This is a genomic window from Actinopolymorpha sp. B9G3, from assembly GCF_040120725.1.
Classification (GTDB): Bacteria; Actinomycetota; Actinomycetes; order Propionibacteriales; family Actinopolymorphaceae; genus Thermasporomyces.
The window spans coordinates 1-17,831 of the sequence record NZ_JBEEAB010000046.1 but is presented as its reverse complement, the minus strand read 5'-3'; the positions used below and the strand labels follow the sequence as shown (position 1 = coordinate 17,831).

General features: G+C 68.9%; 12 protein-coding genes and 1 pseudogene. 2 read left to right on the top strand and 11 right to left on the bottom strand.

The features are described 5' to 3' along the window. Positions 1 to 212: 212 nt before the first annotated feature. From ABNF93_RS34080 to ABNF93_RS34060, 5 genes are all read right to left on the bottom strand, one after another. Positions 213 to 1,625, bottom strand: a complete 1,413-nt coding sequence (locus ABNF93_RS34080) for a glycosyltransferase (RefSeq protein ID WP_349332390.1) — start codon at positions 1,623 to 1,625, stop codon at positions 213 to 215. Further along, entirely contained in the window at positions 1,622 to 2,884 is a 1,263-nt protein-coding gene (wecB, locus tag ABNF93_RS34075) for a non-hydrolyzing UDP-N-acetylglucosamine 2-epimerase (protein ID WP_349332389.1), read from the bottom strand. Before wecB ends, ABNF93_RS34080 begins: the two co-directional genes overlap by 4 nt. Beyond that, positions 2,881 to 4,179, bottom strand: a complete 1,299-nt coding sequence (locus ABNF93_RS34070; protein ID WP_349332388.1) for a glycosyltransferase — start codon at positions 4,177 to 4,179, stop codon at positions 2,881 to 2,883. Before ABNF93_RS34070 ends, wecB begins: the two co-directional genes overlap by 4 nt. Next, on the bottom strand, positions 4,173 to 5,906 hold the full coding sequence (locus tag ABNF93_RS34065; RefSeq protein WP_349332387.1) for a glycosyltransferase family 4 protein: 1,734 nt from the start codon (positions 5,904 to 5,906) through the stop codon (positions 4,173 to 4,175). Before ABNF93_RS34065 ends, ABNF93_RS34070 begins: the two co-directional genes overlap by 7 nt. A gap of 61 nt (positions 5,907 to 5,967) precedes the next feature. Next, positions 5,968 to 7,800 (bottom strand): glycosyltransferase family 2 protein, encoded by a 1,833-nt coding sequence (locus tag ABNF93_RS34060; RefSeq protein WP_349332386.1) that lies wholly within the window; start codon positions 7,798 to 7,800, stop codon positions 5,968 to 5,970. Positions 7,801 to 8,152: 352 nt separating this feature from the next. Between ABNF93_RS34060 and ABNF93_RS34055 the strand changes: the two genes are divergently transcribed. Next, positions 8,153 to 10,564, top strand: coding sequence for a glycosyltransferase family protein (locus ABNF93_RS34055; RefSeq protein ID WP_349332385.1), 2,412 nt, complete (start codon positions 8,153 to 8,155; stop codon positions 10,562 to 10,564). 22 nt (positions 10,565 to 10,586) lie between these two features. On the opposite strand, the gene ABNF93_RS34050 is transcribed toward ABNF93_RS34055, so the two are convergent. The 6 genes from ABNF93_RS34050 to ABNF93_RS34025 all read right to left on the bottom strand — a co-directional run bounded on the left by ABNF93_RS34050 (position 10,587) and on the right by ABNF93_RS34025 (position 17,291). Continuing rightward, positions 10,587 to 11,465, bottom strand: a complete 879-nt coding sequence (locus ABNF93_RS34050; protein ID WP_349332384.1) for an ABC transporter ATP-binding protein — start codon at positions 11,463 to 11,465, stop codon at positions 10,587 to 10,589. After that, positions 11,458 to 12,402 carry an ABC transporter ATP-binding protein gene (locus tag ABNF93_RS34045; RefSeq protein WP_349332383.1) on the bottom strand — a complete coding sequence of 315 codons (945 nt, stop codon included), beginning with the start codon at positions 12,400 to 12,402 and terminating at the stop codon, positions 11,458 to 11,460. The genes ABNF93_RS34050 and ABNF93_RS34045 overlap by 8 nt, the downstream gene beginning before the upstream one ends. Then, a complete protein-coding gene (locus tag ABNF93_RS34040) occupies positions 12,399 to 13,376 on the bottom strand; it encodes an ABC transporter permease (protein ID WP_349332382.1) in 978 nt (325 codons plus the stop codon). The genes ABNF93_RS34045 and ABNF93_RS34040 overlap by 4 nt, the downstream gene beginning before the upstream one ends. A 5-nt stretch (positions 13,377 to 13,381) precedes the next feature. After that, on the bottom strand, positions 13,382 to 14,392 hold the full coding sequence (locus ABNF93_RS34035; protein WP_349332381.1) for an ABC transporter permease: 1,011 nt from the start codon (positions 14,390 to 14,392) through the stop codon (positions 13,382 to 13,384). A gap of 18 nt (positions 14,393 to 14,410) precedes the next feature. After that, positions 14,411 to 16,360, bottom strand: a complete 1,950-nt coding sequence (locus ABNF93_RS34030; RefSeq protein WP_349332379.1) for an ABC transporter substrate-binding protein — start codon at positions 16,358 to 16,360, stop codon at positions 14,411 to 14,413. Positions 16,361 to 16,502: 142 nt separating this feature from the next. Beyond that, complete coding sequence (locus ABNF93_RS34025; RefSeq protein ID WP_349332378.1) at positions 16,503 to 17,291, bottom strand: FadR/GntR family transcriptional regulator; 789 nt, start codon at positions 17,289 to 17,291, stop codon at positions 16,503 to 16,505. A gap of 270 nt (positions 17,292 to 17,561) precedes the next feature. On the opposite strand from ABNF93_RS34025, the pseudogene ABNF93_RS34020 reads away from it, so the two are divergent. Continuing rightward, positions 17,562 to 17,831: pseudogene (locus ABNF93_RS34020) on the top strand (hypothetical protein); the annotation flags it as partial.

The window sequence follows — 17,831 nt, the reverse complement described above, 5'->3', positions numbered from 1 at the left end:
AGCCCTCCAGCGCCGATGGTACTGCAGGGGCCACCCTGTGGGAGAGTAGGACACCGCCGGACACCACACACAAGAAGAGGGCCACCCACCAGGGCGGCCCTCTTCTTGCGTCCCGAGGTATGTACGGCACCGGCCGGTTGGCACATTGTGGAGCAGTGCGCCTCGGGTGAGAGGCGACGGCCCCCCTCGGGTGAGGCGACGGCCCCCGAGGGTCAGGCGAGGGGCATGCGAGCGCTGTCGGTGGGCCAGCGGTAGGCGTCGTGGGCAATGGCGAGGCGCCGGAGCCGGTACGCGGTCGAGCTGCCAGGCAGCAGATGCTCGACCGGATGTTCGCGGCGGAGGACGTCAGGATCAAGGTCGTCGGTGATGAGGGGGCGGACCCCCAGTGGGCGGACAGGTCCGGCGACCGGGAGGCGGCCGAGCACCCTCCGCACTGCCGTCGTTCCCGTTGGGCCGAGCGTTCGCATGGCTCGGGCCCGCATATCCAGGTCGATCGTACGAATGCGTTCGTGCAGGGACGGCTGATGCGTGGCGTAGCCGTCCATCAACTGGGTCAGGAGCTCAGCGGTCGCCGACGCTCCGGACAGAGTGGGCAGCGCCTTGCAGGCCTTGGCGAGCTCAGCCCGGACCGCCGGATCAACCAGCCGCGCGACGCCTCGGGTGATGGCCTCCGCGCTGTCGTTCTCGACGCACAGGGCTAGTCGGCCAGCGGCGAGATACCGCGCCCGGCCTATCTGGTCGTCCGTGGCAGTCGCGAGATTGGGCACCAGGAGGGTGGGTACGCCGGCGGGGAGCAGTTCGTGGACGGTGTTGTAGCCCGCGGCACCAACGGCGGCGTCGAACGCGGCGAGATAGCGCGCGAGCGGGTAAACGCCGACCAGTTCGTGGACGCGGGCGACGTCGGCCGCGGGGAGGACGGCCAGGGCCAGTGGTGCGCGCGTGACGGCCACCTGCCAGTCAGGCGTGGCCAGGAACGAACGGATCGCCGCCAGCGCGGGTGTCCGGGTGTCGTTGATGGAGCCGGCGCCGAGTGTCACCAGAGCGGTCGGCCGATCGGGGTCCAGCCCGAGAGCCGCGGCGGCCTCCGCTCGGGAGAGCGGTGGATTCCCTTCCAGAACGGTGATTGGGGCCACCGGGACCGCATCGGACAGGGACGCGGTCGCGCCCCGGTCGGCGGCAGCGGCGAGGTCCCCGGGCTCGACGACCAGATCGAAGAATGCCCGCGAGGCAAGGGCGCGCCGGTTCGCGTTCGCCCGCCACAGCCCTCGGCGTATCCAGACGAACGCCACGTCGGGATGGGCGGCCCGAGCGCGCAGCAGGCCGAGGTAGGGCGCGACCCCGTCGAACGCCAGGACCCGCGCCTGGGTTTCCTGCAAGAGTGCGGCGAGCCGCTTGCCGAGGTAGCTGTGCCATGAAAGGTGCGGCATCCAGTTCCGGTGGTGGCTCGGGCAGTACTCCGCCCGTAGGCCGTGCCGGGTCACGACATGGACGGCCTGAGAGAGGGAGAAGACAATCGGCTCGACCTGACCGGACAGGGCCAGCGCCACCGCCGCCTGCCGGGCGAGATGTCCCATCCCGGTGCCGTTGCTGGTGGCCAGGATGATCCGAGGCGGCGTGTCACTCACCGCGCGGTGGGTGCCGCGGCATCGCCGGTTGCTGGGCCGCTGGCCGCGTTGGTGGCTTGGCGCTCGCCAGGTGTGGAGGCGCTGGCCGTACTGGTGGCTTGGCGCTCGCCAGGTGTGGGGGCCTCGCTGGACGACGCTGCTGTGAGGCCACCGGTTGCCGTTCCGGGAGGGGGAACGGTGCCGGCGTTCGCCAACCAGGAAACGAGAATCTCGGCGATGCGTACGCCGGCCCGGCCGTCCCACAGCGGTGGCACCGGCCAGGAGGACAACGGCCCCCGGTCGAGCACAGCTTGCAGGGCGTGCGGGAGCGTCTCGGCCCTGACCAGTTGGTTCGTACCGTGGGAGATCGTCACCGGCCGTTCCGTGCTGGGCCGCAGCGTCAGGCAGGGAACGCCGAGCACCGTGGTCTCCTCCTGAACCCCGCCGGAGTCGGTGAGTACGGCCGCCGCGCCGCGGACCAGCGACATGAACTCGACGTAACCGAGCGGCTCGACGACGCGGATGCCGGGGTGGTCGGCGAAGCCGAGCTCAAGCAGCCGGGCCCGTCCGCGTGGATGCAGGGGGACGACGATCGGCACCTGGTCGGCGCACTTGTGCATCGCCTGCACGAGAGCGACTGCCTGTTCGGCTTCGTCGACGTTGCCGGGCCGGTGGAGCGTCGCGACGGCGTACGCACCGGAAAGGGCGTGCGTCTCCCGCACCGGCGCCGGATCGAACCGGTCGAGATGCGCCAGCAGCGTGTCGATCATCGGGTTGCCGACCAGGTGGATCCGCTCGGCCGGTACGCCTTCGCGGGCGAGGTGCGCGATCGCCTCCGGACTCGTCGCGAACGCGAGATCTGACAGCGCGTCGGTGACCTTGCGGTTGATCTCCTCCGGCATCGTCAGATCGAAGCTACGCAGGCCGGCCTCGACGTGTGCCAGCGGAACGCCGAGCTTCGAGCACACCAACGCGGCCGCCAAGGTGGAGTTGACATCGCCGTAGACCACAACCAGGGAAGGCCTCTGGGCGCTGAACCGCTCTTCGAGCGCGATCATCACCGCCGCGGTCTGGGTCGCATGCGTGCCCGATCCCACGCCGAGGTTGACATCGGGGCGGGGCAGGTCGAGCTCCCGGAAGAACACCTCGGACAACTTGTCGTCATAGTGCTGGCCGGTGTGGACCAGCTGCTGGGCGGCACCACTGGACCGCAAGGCGGCGATCACGGGCGCGGCCTTGGGGAAGTTGGGCCGAGCTCCGGTGATGTGGACGACGGTCACTCTTGCGTACCTCCCGCATGGCCAGCGTGGTCGAGCTCGGCACTCTGGTCGGCGTCGGTCGTGTGGTCGGTGTCGGCTCTGCTGTCGGCGTGGGTCCTGTGGTCTAACCCGGCGACGGTGTTGACGCGAGGGTCTGCGTCGATCCAGTCCCGGACCGCCGCGGAGAACGCTCCCGACACGCGCGCGGGCGTGATCCGCGCCGCCGCACCCGCGGCGGACAGCCGCGCCTGCGCGGTAACCAACCGTCGCGACTCGACGAGCGCGTCAACGATGTCGGCCGGAGCATCGCCTGCGTACTGCACCGCGTACGCCGAACTCAACCGGGCATCACCACCGGAGTCGTCCCGCACCACGACCGGCAGCCCGAACGTCAGAGCCAGCGCCAGCGCGCCGGAGTTCAGCGACCGGCGGTACGGGAAGACGGCCACGTCGGCCGCCCGGAGATAGACCTGCAGCTCGTCGTCAGGCACCTTGCGCAGTGCCGCGTAGGCGCACGGATGGGTGAGCATCCGCTCCCGGAAGGCCCGCGACTCGTCGTCGCGGCTGGGAGGGCCGGCCACGAGCAGGACGTAGCGACCAGGTTCGCGTGCACACAGCAGATCGAAGGCGTCGAGGAGCTCGGTGATCCCCTTGTACGGCTGGATCCGACCGATCAACAGGAACGCCGTCACCTCCGGCGCGAGCCCCAACTCCGCCCGGGCCTGACGCCGCGACATCCACGACGGATAGACATCGTGGTAGGCCGGATGCGGCACCGGCAGCAGTTTGGCCTCCGGGATGTCGAACCACGGCGCGACCAGCTCGCGCGTGCGCGGGCTCATCACGTGGACGCGCTCGACCGCGTCGACCACACCCTGCCGCAGCTCCGCCTCCAGATCTGGGAACCGGGTCTCGTGCGGAAGAATGTTGTGAACGGTCCACATCAACCGGGCGCCGCGGTCCTTCAGGGCGTGCAGGCGTTCGAGGTAACGCTTCAACTGCTCGCGCGCCATCGCCTCGTCGTCGGCCTTGGCCATCACGACGTTGAGCCAGTGGATGTGGGTCACCAGCTCGAGACCGCTGCCGGCGATGGCATCGGCGGCCGCGAGCGTCGTGTCGATGTCGTAGGTAGGAACCGGTGTGAGCCCGGACTCGCCCAGGCGGGAGTAGAGCAAGGCCTGGAACGGATTGCCGCGTACGACCGGGTAGTACGCCAGCAGGCCGCCGTCGCTCGACCAGTCGTGGTTGGCGAGCGTGCGGAGCGTGTCGTCGAGGGCGAGGGCAGGTTCGTGACCGAGCCGCCTGGTGATCAGCATGCCGTGCTCCCGTTCGCGGTCGCCAACGCCTCGTGCCGGGCGGGGCTGGTCGCGAGAAGATCGTCGTACGCCGCACCGAACGCCGCAGCGACCGCGGACCACGACCGCTCGGTGGCCACCCAGAGCGCCGCGGCGTCGGCGATCTGCTTGCGTTCGGATTCGTTGTCCATCAGCCGGGCGGCAGCTGCCGCCAGCGCGCCAGGATCGCCAGCCGTGAATGCCTGCCCGCGCGCGCCGGAACCGATGATCTCGGCGAGCGCCGGCAGATCCGCCACCAACAACGGCACCCGCATCGCCATCGCCTCGAACGGCTTCAGCGGCGACACCATCCGGGCGGCCCGGTCGTCGACCCGGGGTACCACGAAGAGGTCGATCTGCGCGTAGTGTCCGGCCACCTCGTCGAAGGGCACGTTGCCGGTGAAGACCACGTGTCGGGCAACGCCGAGCTTCTTGGCCAGGCGTTCGAGCTCCTGCCGGCGGTTACCATCGCCCACCAACAGCCCCGTCACCGACCGACCCGCGGCCCGCAGCTCGGCGACTGCCTCGATCAGGACTTCCTGACCCTCTCGCGGGTGGGACAGGTTGCTGACGTAGCCGAGCGTGAACGTGTCGGCCAACCCGAGCCGGTGCCGCAGGGTGAGGTCGCGTTCCTGCGGTACGAAGCGGTTGACGTCGACCGCGTTGGGGACCACGCGGACCTTCTCGGCGGGGATGCCGTGCCGGTGGATGATCTCGTCGCGCATCGGGCCCGACAGGGTAACCACCAGGTCTGCGGCCGCCATCATCCGAGACTCGGTGGCGAACCTGCGTTCGTAGTACTCGCCGCGCTCGGCGTAACGCGGATCATCGGTCCAGGTGGTCTCGAAGAAGCTGCGGACTTCGTACAACCACGGGATCCCGGCCCACCGCGCGACCGCGTTGCCGGCCAGGGCCGACTCGAAGCCGCGATGTCCGGACGACACGTGCAGCAGGGCCGGACGCTCCGCCGCCACCAGACCGGCCAGCATCCGCGCCGTCAGCTCGACGTACTCATCCAGTCCGAGCGCCAACAACGGACGCCCCGCCGCCGGCAGCAGGTGGCGGTAGGTGACCTCCTCCACGACGCTCTCCGTCGGCGGCTCGTCGATGCCGAGCACACCCGGAAACCCCGGCATCGTCACGCCGAGGACATCGCGGCCGGCCCGGACGAGTGCCTGCAGGGACTCGTGCGAGCGCGTACAGAAACCGTTGTGCAGAAACGGGCGGGACTCCTTGGCGACGTAGACGACCCGACCCGGACGCGGATGGTACGGCGCCGGGAGCGGTGTCGCGATCACCGGCTGCCAGCGCGGATCTGTCTCCCGGGTGCGACCGACGAGCTTGCGGCCGCTGCTCCAGTGCACCGGGTCCCGGGTGCGTTCCATCCGGCGAACGGCATGGTGGCCGGCCTCGGTGAATGCCCCGCGCTTGATGGCGATCCTGGACGCGACCTCCAGCGCGCCGGAGTCGGTGGGGTTGCGGCGCAGGACCGCGTTCACGTGTACTGCCGCCTCTTCGTACTCCCCGGATCCCAGGCACGCCCGCGCGGCGGCCAGCCCGTGGCGGGTGCGGGAGGCGGTGTGCTGTCCCAGGACGAGGCGCTGCACCTTGCGGATTCGTCGCTTCGTCTGCGGAGTCAGCCGTTCACGCGCCACCGCCGTCGCCTTCTTCGACAGCTTCTTGGTCAGCTGGTCAGCAAGGCTTCTCATGCGTCTTCTTGCTTCGCCGCGCACGCGCATGCCGTGCTCATGTGTCGCTCGCTCCGCTCGCTCATGCCCACAGAATGGCCTCCGGGAGTCCGTCGTAGAGCACCTCGCCGTGGTCGAGGAGGTCGTCAGGATCAGCCTGCCAGGTATGTCCGCCGCTGCGCCGGTAGTACACGTAACCGAGACCGTGCGTACGGTAAGTGACGCCTCCCGCCGAACGCAGCCGCGCCAACAGGTCCGCGTCGACGTGTCGCGGTGAGGTGCTCCACCCGCCGGCCGCCTGCAGGACACCTCGGGACAGCAGGAGCGTGCCGCCGGCCGGCATCACCTCGTACGCCTCTGTCGCGGCCCAGGTCCGGTCGATCGTCACTCCGGAGTCGGCGAGGTGGACGAACCGCGCGGACTTCGCCACCAGGTCGGCGCCGGAGGTCCGGGCGGCGAGGACCAGGTCGGTCAGATGGTCGGGACCGTAACGGTCGTCGTCGTCGACCTTCGCGACGAACTCCCCGTCGGCCCGACGGGTGAGGATCCCGAGAATCTCGCCCAGGGTGCACTGGTCGTCGAGGTCGACCGTCCGGAGCGGTCCTGGCAGGCGTCTACGCAGGTCAGCGAGGGTGTTTGGATCGAGCGTGTAGCCGTGGGTGCCGACCAGGACCTCGAATCGGGAGTACGTCTGGCGGGCGAGGTCGGCGAGGCAGCGGATCACATCGTCGGCGCGCTTGCTCGCCACGAGGACCGAGATCATCGGCAGAGCCAGGTGGCCACGGAACGCCGGATCAGCGAGGATCCCGGCCTGGCGGGACGTGGACGCGCTCAGCTGATAGCCCGGCAACCCGTCGACGGTCTCGGGCTTCTCGACGACCTGGTGGCCCTCGGCGGCCAGCCGCTGTCGCATCGCGGCAGACACCGATGCGAGGCCAACCCCGCAGGCGGCGAGCCCGGCAAGCACGTGCCGGGTGAACGGGTCGGCGGCGAGGTCGTCGCCGATGGCCGCGACCGCGTACTTCTGCCAGTTCCTGTCCAGCAGCGTCGCCTCGACCGACCCGGACGGGGTGAAGACGAGGCCCGGCGTTCCGTCGCCGGCCGCGAGGACGAGGCGGTCGCCGTCGCGGCGGAGGTCGTACGCCGTCGCCCGGCCGGTCAGGCGCCGACCGTGCGGATTGGCGAGCGCGGTGACCAGGGGAAACCGGAACTCCCGCAGGGTGACCTGAGGCTGCCGGGGTGCCGGCGCCGGCTGAGCGTGCTCGGTGTCGGTGGGCGGGTTGGTGTCGGTGGATGAGTCGGTGTCGGTGGGTGGGTCGGTGTCGGTCTGGCGCTGGGCGTCTGTTGGCTGGGCGTCTGTTGGCTGGGCGTCTGCCGGCTCGGCGCCGACGAGTCCGTGCGGCCAGGTCGAGTCGCCGGCGATCCAAGCCGCCCGATCGAGCCCGGGAAGTTCGCCGCCCGCCTGTTCCCAGCGCCGGGACCGCAGGACCGCCGCGCTCAGCTCGGTCAGTGCGCGACCGACGTGGCGGCGCTTCCGCCAACCGATCCGGACCACGACGCCGTTCCCGGCCGACTCCCACCTGAACCTGTGGAGGTCACGGGCGATGCGGACCGGACGCAGGCCTCCGCGTAACCAGGTCGGCATGGTCGCGACCTCCAGCCGGACCTCCCGGACGCGGCCGCGGAGCAGGCACGAGCCGGTGAGGCGCTCCAGGCAGGCTGCGTCGGGGACCTGGACCAGGAGCACGTCGCAGTGCACCGGGCGCTCGGCCGTGGGATCGGTCAGGCGGTAGCGGCGGGACCGGAGGCCACCCAGGACCGAGACCTCCACGGTGTCCCAGCCGGCCATGCGGACGCGTACGGTCCGGGCGACTGTGCGCTTGATCCGGACGATTGCCCGCCGCCATTTCGCCACCTGGCGCCGTCCCCCGATTGTGTCCGTCGTACCCGTTGTCTCTGCCCTACCCGTTGTCTCTGCCCTACCCGTTGTGTCTGTCGTACCCGTTGTATCGGGCCTACCCGGCGGTTCAGCCATACTGGCCGTTGGTTCTGTCGCACCTGGGGGTTCGGGCGTACCGCCGGGTGGGTCTGGCCTTCCGTCGCTCCCTCCAGCGACCCTGTCGATCGCCTCATCGGCTGTGGAAGCGGTCTCTGTCATGGGTTCGCCACGGGACTTTCCCACCTCGGTGCTCGGCATCAGCTTCGTTCGTCCCTATGCTGCCTGTTTCGTGGTCGATGACACTCCTCACAGCACCCACCGGGCTCTGATGACACTTGACGATGGGACCGAACCGCGGTTCGGCACCAGCACTGTAGTTGTCCTTCGCGACCCCAACTGGCCGCCGCAGGCAGGTGTGTGCTGCTGGCGGACGAGTGTTCACGAGACCTTCACCGAGTGCGGTCTGACCGTTCACGATCTTGTCTGGTCGCCGCCACCGGTGCCGGAGATGCCCGCGGCGCCTGACGCGCAGGCCGCGGGTTTGCTGGCCGCTGAGCCGTCCGTCACGGGCGTCGCCGTCCGATTCGTCGGGCGCGCTGCCCGGGCCGGCGCCTACGCGGCCGGGCGGCGGATGCGGTCGGCGGCGGGCCGCGTCGGTCGGGAGCTCGAGACCCGCATGTCGCGACGGGTGGCCGGCGGCGTCTGGTCCGGTACGGCGGGGCGGCCGGGGACCGGTGGCGCGGCGACCGGTGGGGTGGGGAGCCTGGCGGCCGATCCTGACCCGCAGCTATCGCGGCTCGCCGCGGCTCGGCTGGTCCTGGCCGAGTCGCCGGAGGCCGCAGTCACGGCGGTACGGTCCGGAGTGAACCCCGCCGCGGTCTGGCTCCTCGCGGTGCCACCCGAGCGCGCCGCGCCCGGCGAGCCCGTCACCTGGGCCGGCCCGATCCGGGACGCTGCGCCCTTCATCGGCGGCCTGGTCGCGGACAGCGTGGATGCGGCCGGCATCCTCGAACGCGTCGCCGGCCCGGTGCGTACCGTCGTCTTTCCCCCGCTCGCGACCGACCGTGGATGCCCGACATGCGGCGCCGGACCGGCCGTAGCGGGATCACTGGGGTCCTCGGCGTCGCCGGGGTTCTCGGGATCACTGGGTTCCTCGCGGTCGTCGGAGTCGCGTGGCGAAGATCAGGACGGTACGCAGGAACCGGGCGGTCCCGGCCCGGTGCTCGACGTCCATCCGACCGACGTACCGGGTCACCTGCTGCTCTGGCGACGTCTGCTCGACCAGGTGGCGGGTGGGCGGGCGCCACGGCCGACGGCCTGGTCGTACCCGGTGGCGCGGCTTCGGGGGGACGCCGGTCCGTGGTCGCCGCCACGACTCGACCCGTGGCGCGGAGACGGTCCTGGTGGTTCGGAGGCGGGCCAACCGGAACCTCGTGGTGTGGAGACGGGCGATCTCCGGCACGAAGATGCCGCAGGGGGCGATGCGGCGGGGGACGATGCGGCCGGGTTCGGTGAGTTCCGGCGCGACGATGCGGCCGGGTCGGGTGAGGTCGGGTCCGTCGAGGGCCTCGCCGCGTGGACGGCGGAGGCGCAGCTCGCCGGCGCACGTCGCCTGCTGGCCGACCTGCCACCTCCGGCTGGAGACGACCTGCCACCCCCGACCGAAGACCCCGCCCGCGCGGACGCGACATCCACGCCCATGCGGGTACGCGTGATCGGGCACGACATGAAGTTCATGCGCGACCTCGCCACCGTCCTCGACGGCTGGCCGGACCTTGACGTCGAGGTCGACGAATGGCGCAGCGCGGGCGCCAAGAACGACGGGATCACCGAGAACCTCGCCCGCACCGCGCACACGCTGGTGGCCGAGTGGGCCCGCCCGAACGCGGTCTGGCTGTCGGAGGTGAAGCGCCCGGACCAACGACTGATCGTCCGGCTGCACCGGTTCGAGATCGACAGCGCCTATCCCGCCAAGATCGACATCGACGCGGTCGACGCGGTTGTCTACATCGCCCCTCACATGGGGCGGCGGATCCGGGACGAGATCGGCTGGCCGGTCGGGAAGCTCGTCTACGTACCCAACTACACCGATCTGGCGCGGCTGGACCGGCCGAAGCTCCCGGGCGCGCGGTTCACGCTCGGCATGGTGGGGATCATCCCGGCGCTCAAGCGTTTCGATCTCGCGCTGGATCTGCTGAGCGCGGTACGCCGCGAGGACCCACGGTTCAGCCTGTTGGTACGCAGCCAGATGGGATGGGCGCACAAGCCGTCGTGGCAGAGCGCGGAGGAACGCCGGGAAGTCCAGCGGAGCATGGAACGCGTGGAGAAGGACCCGCACCTGCGCGGCGCCGTGGTCTTCGACGCGTTCGGGCGGGACATGGCCGCCTGGTACCGCAAGGTCGGCCACATCCTCTCCCTTTCCGACGTCGAGGGTTCACATGCGGCGCTCTGCGAGGGGATGGGATCCGGCGCGGTCCCGGTGATCAGGGGTTGGCAGGGCGCGGCGGAGGCGTACGGAAAGGACGCCTTGTGCGGCTCACTCGACGATGCGGTCGCGCGCGTGCTCGAGGACGCGGATCTGACCAGGTGGGAGGGCCGATCGGTGGCGGCCAAGCGCGAGGTCGCTGCCCGCTTCGACCCTGCGCAGGTGGTGCAGGCATGGGTGGACCTGTCCTACGGAAGGATCGACGACGCCCGCCAGCGGTTCGCCGAGTACGCCGATCCCACCGTCCTGCCGTAGCCCGTGGCCGTAGCGGCCGAGGTCAACGGTCTGGTGACGCGATCTCCGCGGGAGTGACCAGGGGTGTACCGGCGTCCCAGGTGACGTCCGGGTCGGGCACCGGGATCGAGCTGATCAGCAGCTTGGAGTACTCGTGCTGTGGATCATCGATGACGCGTTGGGTGTCGCCACGCTCCACAATCGAACCCTGGTAGAGAATGCAGATCTCGTCACCGATCTGGTAGGCCGTCGACAGGTCGTGGGTGATGTAGAGAAACGAGATGCCCTGCTCGTCACGCAACCGCAGCATGATGTCGAGAATCATTGCCCGCAAGGACGCATCGACCATCGAGACCGGTTCGTCCGCGACGATGAGCCGTGGGGTGAGCAGGTACGCACGTGCCATCATCAGCCGCTGCCGTTGGCCGCCGGACAACTGGTGTGGGTGCTTGTCGAGTACCTCGTCGCCGCGCATGCCGACGATGCGAAGCGCCTCCTCGATCTGGTCCCTCGCCGCTGCCTTGGACGGCGCGAGACCGAAGCGTTTGATCGCGACGTCGAAGATGTGCCGGATCTTGTAGAACGGGTTGTAGACGCCGAACGGGTCCTGGAAGATCGCCTGGACCTCCCGGCGGTAGGCGAGCCGCTGCCGCTTGTCGAGCGTGTCGAGGTTCTGCCCGCGATAGGTGATCTCGCCCGACGTCAGTGACGTGAAGCCCAGAATCGCGTTGGACAGCGTCGTCTTGCCGCTGCCGCTCTCGCCGGCGATCGTGGTGATCGTGGCCGGTGACGTGCCCAGAGCCAGCGACACGTCGGAGAGCGCCGTCGTCTGGTCCTCGCCCTTGCCGTAGATCTTGGTGGCGTTTCGTACGTCCAACAGTGGTTCAGGTTTCGACACCGGCCCAGACGTCGGCTCAGACATCGGCGTTCACCCGCTCTGCGTCATCGTGATCGTCATCGGTGCTGTCCGTGGTCGCGACCAGGTGGCCGGGGCTGACCTCCACGAGCGGCGGCGTCGGTCGCCGGTCGCGGAGGTCGGGGGTACGGAACTCCTTCACCAGCAGGGGTTTGCGTTCCCTGATCGACGGGATCGAGGCGATCAGGTGCCGGGTGTAGGGGTGTTGCGGACTGTTGAAGAGATCGCGAACGGAGCCGATCTCCACGATGTTGCCGGCGAACATCACCGCGATGCGGTCGACGAGCTGGGCCTGCAGAGCCATGTCGTGGCCGATCAGGATCATCGAGCTGTTGAGGCGCTTCTTGACCTCCAGCAAGGTCTGCGCGACCGTTCGCTGGACGACCACGTCGAGTGCGCTCGTCGGCTCGTCGGCGATGATCAACGCCGGCTCGAGAGCGATGGCCATGGCGATGCAGACGCGCTGCTTCATGCCGCCGGACAGCTCGTGCGGGTAGAGGTCGTAGACGCGGGCCGGGAGTTGGACCAAGTCGAGCAGCCGCACGATCCGGGCCTTCAACGCCGCGCGGGACTGCCGTCCCTCGTGCGCTTCGATGGCGTCGGCGATCTGGTGCCGCACCCGCATCACCGGATTGAGGGAGTTCATCGAACCCTGCGGGATCAGTGCGATGTCCCGCCATCGTCTGGCCCGCAACGCGGCGTCCTGCAGGGAGAGGAAGTCCTCGCCGTTCACGCGTACCGAACCGTCGACGATCCGGCCGGGTGGCGACGTGAGGCGCAGGATCGCCATCGCGACGGTGGACTTGCCGGAGCCCGACTCGCCCACCAGGCCGAGCGTCTCGCCTTCGCCGACGGAGAAACTGACGCCGTTGACGGCGATCACGTCGCCCTGCGTGGTTTCGTAGTGGACGCGGAGATCGCGCACGTCCAGGACAGCGTTCATGCGTTCGTCCCCTGTCCAGTCACTCGGCGTCCTGCTTTTCGCCCCAGGTTGCCCCGGCGCGGCCCCTTTGCTCCCCGCAGCCGTGGGTTGGCCACCTCGTCGAGTCCGATCGCGGTGAGGAAGAGCCCGATGAAGATCACCATCAGGACGACAGTGGGGAATCCCCACCACCACCACATCCCGCGGAGGACGGCCGAACCTTCGATGGCACGCGAGATCGTCATGCCCAGCGTGGGAATCCGTTGCGGCCCGAGCCCCAACGCCTCCAGTCCGACCGCCGCGAGGATTCCGCCCGACGCGGCGCCGATGAAGCTCGCCGCGAGGTAGGGCAGGAGGTTCGGCATCATCTCCTTGAACATGATGTCGGGTGTCGACAGCGCCGAGAGCCGCGCCATCCGCACATATCCCTGCTCACGCATCGACAGCACCTGCGCACGGATGACTCGGGTGGGTCCCGCCCAGGCGAAGAGCGCCACGATGAACGCCATCGTGTTGACGTCCATCTGGCGTACGTACGCCGCGACGACGATGAGGATGGCGAGCGACGGAATCGTCAACGCGGTGTCGGAGACGGTCCGGATCACCGAGTCGACGACACCGCCGAGGTAACCCGCGGCGAAGCCGAAGACGATGCCGATCAGCATGCTCGTCACGCCGACGATCAGCCCTACCTGCAGGGTTGTCGGGCCACCGACCACCAACAGGGCAAGGAGATCCCGGCCGCTGTTCTCGGTGCCGAGCGGATGCGCGAGCGTTCCGCCCGGCAGCCAGAACGGTGGCAGGTTGAGCGGTGAGCTGGCGGCCCTCGCGAGAGTGGTGTCGACGACCAGGTGGCCGATGCCGGTGAGCAGAAGCACGCCCACGACCATGGCCGCACCGGTGACGAGTTCGGGATTCGTCCACGGGGACGACGCCCGACGCCCTGCCGGTGCGTCGGCCTGTTCCTGGATCTGGGTGACGGTGGTCGGATCCACGATGCTCACCTCCTCTCGTAGGTGATGCGCGGGTCGAGCAGCGGGTAGATCAGGTCGATGAGGAGGACCGCGGTCACCGTGGTGAGGATCAGGATGAAGACGATGCCCTGCATCACGGTGTAGTCGGAGTTCGAGATCGCCTGGTAGAGCAGCGCGCCTACCCCGGGATAGCCGAAGAGGTACTCCACCAGGACGGTGCCGCCGACGATGCCGCCGATCCCGAGCACCAGCGCGGTGACCTGCGGAAGAATCGCGTTGCGCACCTCGTACTTGAACAGGATGTCGAGTGGCCGTAGCCCCTTGGCGCGGGCCAGCGTGAGGTAGTCCTCACCGGCCACCGTGATCATCATCCCGCGCATCCCGAGCGCCCAGAAACCCATGCTGGCAAGGACGATCGAGAGCGCGGGCAGCGTGCCGTGCTGGATGACGCTGTTGATGAACCAGAAGTCGAGGCCGGGTGTGAGCTCGCTGCGGTAGCCACCGGAGATCGGGAACAGCCGCAACGTGAACACGAACACGTAGATCAGCAGGATGCCGAGAATGTAGAACGGGATCGCCGTGAACGTGAGCGACACCGGCAGCAACACCCGCAACAGCCCAGGCGTACGCCGCCACGCCATCAGCGCACCGATCAACGTACCCGCGAGGAACGACAGGACCGTCGAGATCGCCAGCAACCCGACGGTCCACGGCATCGCCCGGCCGATCATCTCGCTGACCTCGACCGGGAACTGCGCCAGCGAGTAACCGAAGTCGAACGTCACCAGGCTCTTCAGGTAGCTGAGGTACTGCAACCAGAGCGGGTCGTCGAGGCCGAAGCGTTCCCGCCAGGCCGCGATCAGCCGGTCGCTGCCCTCCACGTATCCGGCCTGCGAGGTGATCCTGGTGATCATCGCCTTTACCGGATCACCCGGCGCAAGCCGAGGAATGAAGAACATCAGCGTCGCACTCGCCCAGATGGTGAAGAGGAACATCCCCACCCGTCTGAGCACATAGCCGGTGGTCAGTCCACGCACGTGCTCGGCCTCCTCTTGCTACTCGCCGGCGGGACGCAGGGAGTGGATGATCTTGTGCGCGTTGCCCCAGTCCAGCGTCGGCTGCAGGTAGTTGTCCTCCTGGGTCGCCCACCCGGTCCAGTACGTCGTGTCGAACGCGTAGAGCTTGCGCGCGTGCGCCACCGGGATGAACGGGAGATCCCGCAGCCATTCCCGGGCCGCCGCGACGAAGGGCTCCCTGATGGACGCGTCGCCGAGCGGGAGGTTCGCGATCTGCTCGACGTGCTTGCTGTAGGCGGTGTTCTTCCACCGGATGGCGTTCGACGCCGCTGTCTCGCCGACCGGGACGACCGCGTCGGCCCGGAACACCTGCATCGAGAACCACGGTTCGCTGACCGAGCCGCAGGCGCTCCAGTCGGCCGCGCCCTCGAACTTCCCGTTCGCCAGGTTGTCGCCCCACGTGCCGATCGCGAGCTTGCGGACTGTCGCGTTGATCCCGATCCGCTGCAACTGCTCGCCGACCACCTCGGCATAGCGCCAGATCTCGATGAAGTCGCTCGGCGCGTCGATCTGGATCCGCAGCTCCTTGCCGTCCTTGGCGTAGTAGTCGCCGGACTTGGTGTAGCCCTTCGACTCGATGATCTTCGCGGCCTCGTCGGGATCGTGGGTGTGGATCGGGAACTCGTCGAAGAGCCCCTCGTCCTCGAGCAGGCTGACGTACTCCTGCATGGGTGGATAGTCGGGGAAGAAGAACCGCGCCGGAGTCGTCGTGCCTTCGTACGCGATCCGGACGATCTCCTCCTTGTCGAGCGCATAGTTGAGCGCCCACCGCATGTCCCGGTCGTTCCAGGGCTCGACGGCGTTGTTGACCGAGAACAGCCGCGTGCACGGGTCGGTCCATGCGTACGGCTTGTCCGGCAGCCAGGAGATGATCTCGGTGTTGCGGGCCTTGAGGCTCTCGAACGCACCAGCGGTGAGATCGGCGATGCTGTCCAGCTGGTGGTCCGAGGCCCGAGCGACCCGGACCTCCTCGGTCTCGCTCACGACGAATTCCAGCTTCTCCGGCTGCGGCAGCGGCAGGAAGTCGGCCTCGGCACCCCACCAGTCGTCGCGGCGCTCGTAGGTGAACTTCGTCGGGCTCGCCGAGGTGAGCTTGTACGGCCCGGTGAAGACCGGCCAGCCTTGTGCCTTGTCGTAGTTCTTGAACTTCACCGGATCCTTGCCGCGCCAGATGTGCTCGGGCACGATCGCCAGGCTGCCGTGGATCTTGACCGAGAAGTAGTCCAGCTGGAACCTTGGGTTCGGCTTCTTCAGCGTGAACTTCACCGTGGTCTTGTCGACCTTCTCGACCGCCTTCACCCACTCCTGCATCGAGGCGGCATTGTTGAGCTCGGCACCGCCCTCCAACAGCATGGTGATCGTGAAGACGACGTCGTCGGCGTCGTAGTCCTCGCCGTCGGACCACGAGACGCCATCGCGGAGCCTGAGCGTCCACACGGTGGCGGTGTCGTCGGGGGTGAACTCCTCGCCCAGCCACGGCTCGGTTTCGCCGGACTCGTAGTTGAGGATGAACAGCGGCTCCATCAGGGCCTGGTGGAAGCCGGCGTTGCTGGTGAAGCCCGGAACGAACGGGTTCCACAGGTCCGGGCTCTGCACCCGCCCGCCGTGGAAGTCGAGGATCAGGGTCTTGGCGCGCTCGCCGCCACCGCCGCCGCCACCGGGCCCGCCGCCCGGCCCGCCACCGGGACCCGCCCCCTCACAGGCGGCCAGGAACGCCCCCATCCCCGCGAATGCCAGCCCGCCGATCGCGGTGTGGTGGAGGAACCCTCGTCGCGTCAACGCCCCGGAACCTCCGGCACCCGTCCCCCGTGCGCCGCGTGCCGCGTGGTGTGCCGCCCTGCCTGCCGCCGTGCCTGCTGCCGTGTCTGTCGTACCGGCGAGGTCTCCCGCGTGCGAGGCGGAGACTCGCGGACCGTCGGTGTGCTTCATTGCTGTCCGACCTTTCTTGCGCTGGGTTTGAGTGCTTCGCGCCGGGAAATGATCACGTATGCGTGATCATTTCCAACGAAACGCGGCGAATCGGGGCCGCATCGTTGGTAGCTGCCGCGCATGGTCCGGCCTCCGCCTCGGTCTACGGGGGCGATCGCAGGGCGACGCCGACCACCTGTCGTACGCCGGCGAGATGGGTACGCATCAGCGCCCCCGCCCGCGCCGGTTCGCCGGCACTGATCGCGCCGAGGATCTCGAGGTGCTCGGCGTGGTCAGACCTGCGGTCACCGTGAAGTCGCAGGATCTGCTGCTGCTCCGGGGCGTAGATGTCGACGATCGAGTCGAGCATCTGGGCGAGGATCGGGTTTCCGGCGTACTGCCCGATCGCGCGATGGAACGCCATGTTGGACGCCGCCAGTTCGGCATCGTCGGTCAGTGCCGCGCCGGCGCGCGTCAGGATCTCCCCGAGGTCGGCCAACTGCGAAGGGGTGCAGCGGTCGGCGGCCATCTCGGCGAGTGGTGGTTCGATGAGTTCGCGGGCTTCGAGCAGGTCGAGGATCGTGTCGTGTTCGAGGCCGTGGCGGTGGGGGTTGGCGAGGATGAGCCGGGACAGATCCCGGACGTACACCCCCGAGCCGTGTCTGATGTCGAGGACGCCGGTGGCCTCGAGCCGCCGGAGCGCCTCCCGCAGGGTGGGGGTCGCGACCGAGAACCGTGCGGCGAGGTCGCGGGCCGACGGCAGTCGGTCGCCCGCGGCGAGGCCCTGGGAACGGATGAGGTCGAGGATCGCTTCGGACACGTCGTCCAGGAGCGTCCGGCGTACGAACGACGTGGTGGGTGGTGTCGTGCCGGTTGTTCCGCTGCTCCCGCCCGTCGCGGCGAAAGATCCGGCGCGGGAGGCGGAGTCTGCGCCGTCGGAACGGATCGACACAATGATCCTCTCCGGTCGACGTCGAGTGATCAGATCTCTATGTCATTTCTCGCCCTGGAAGCCTGGAGTGGCGGCAATGAGGCGTCAATACCAGTTGTCCGGGATGTTTCGGCCGGTTTCGGACCGGTGAACGTCAGGGAACGTGTCGAGGTCGGGCAAGTGACTCACCGAGGTCGATGGGTGACGGAAACGGTAACTTTTTCCTAACTCTCCCCGGGCCCACCTGGATTTGGCCGCGCAGGCGAGCCGTGCCCACCTAGAGTCCGGAAGGTGTGTGACCTTGCTGTCGTTGGTCTGGGGTATGTCGGTCTGCCGTTGGTCCGTGAGGGCTGCCGGGCGGGGCTTCGTGTCGTCGGGCTCGACGTCTCTGACGGGGTGATCGCCGGGCTGTCCTCGGGCCGGTCTCATGTCGATGACATCTGCGATGCCGACATCGCGGCCATGCTGGCCGCGGGTTTCACCGTGACGTCCGACGAAGCCGTGCTTGCCACCGCCGAGACCGTGGTGATCTGTGTACCCACGCCGCTGGATGAGGACGGT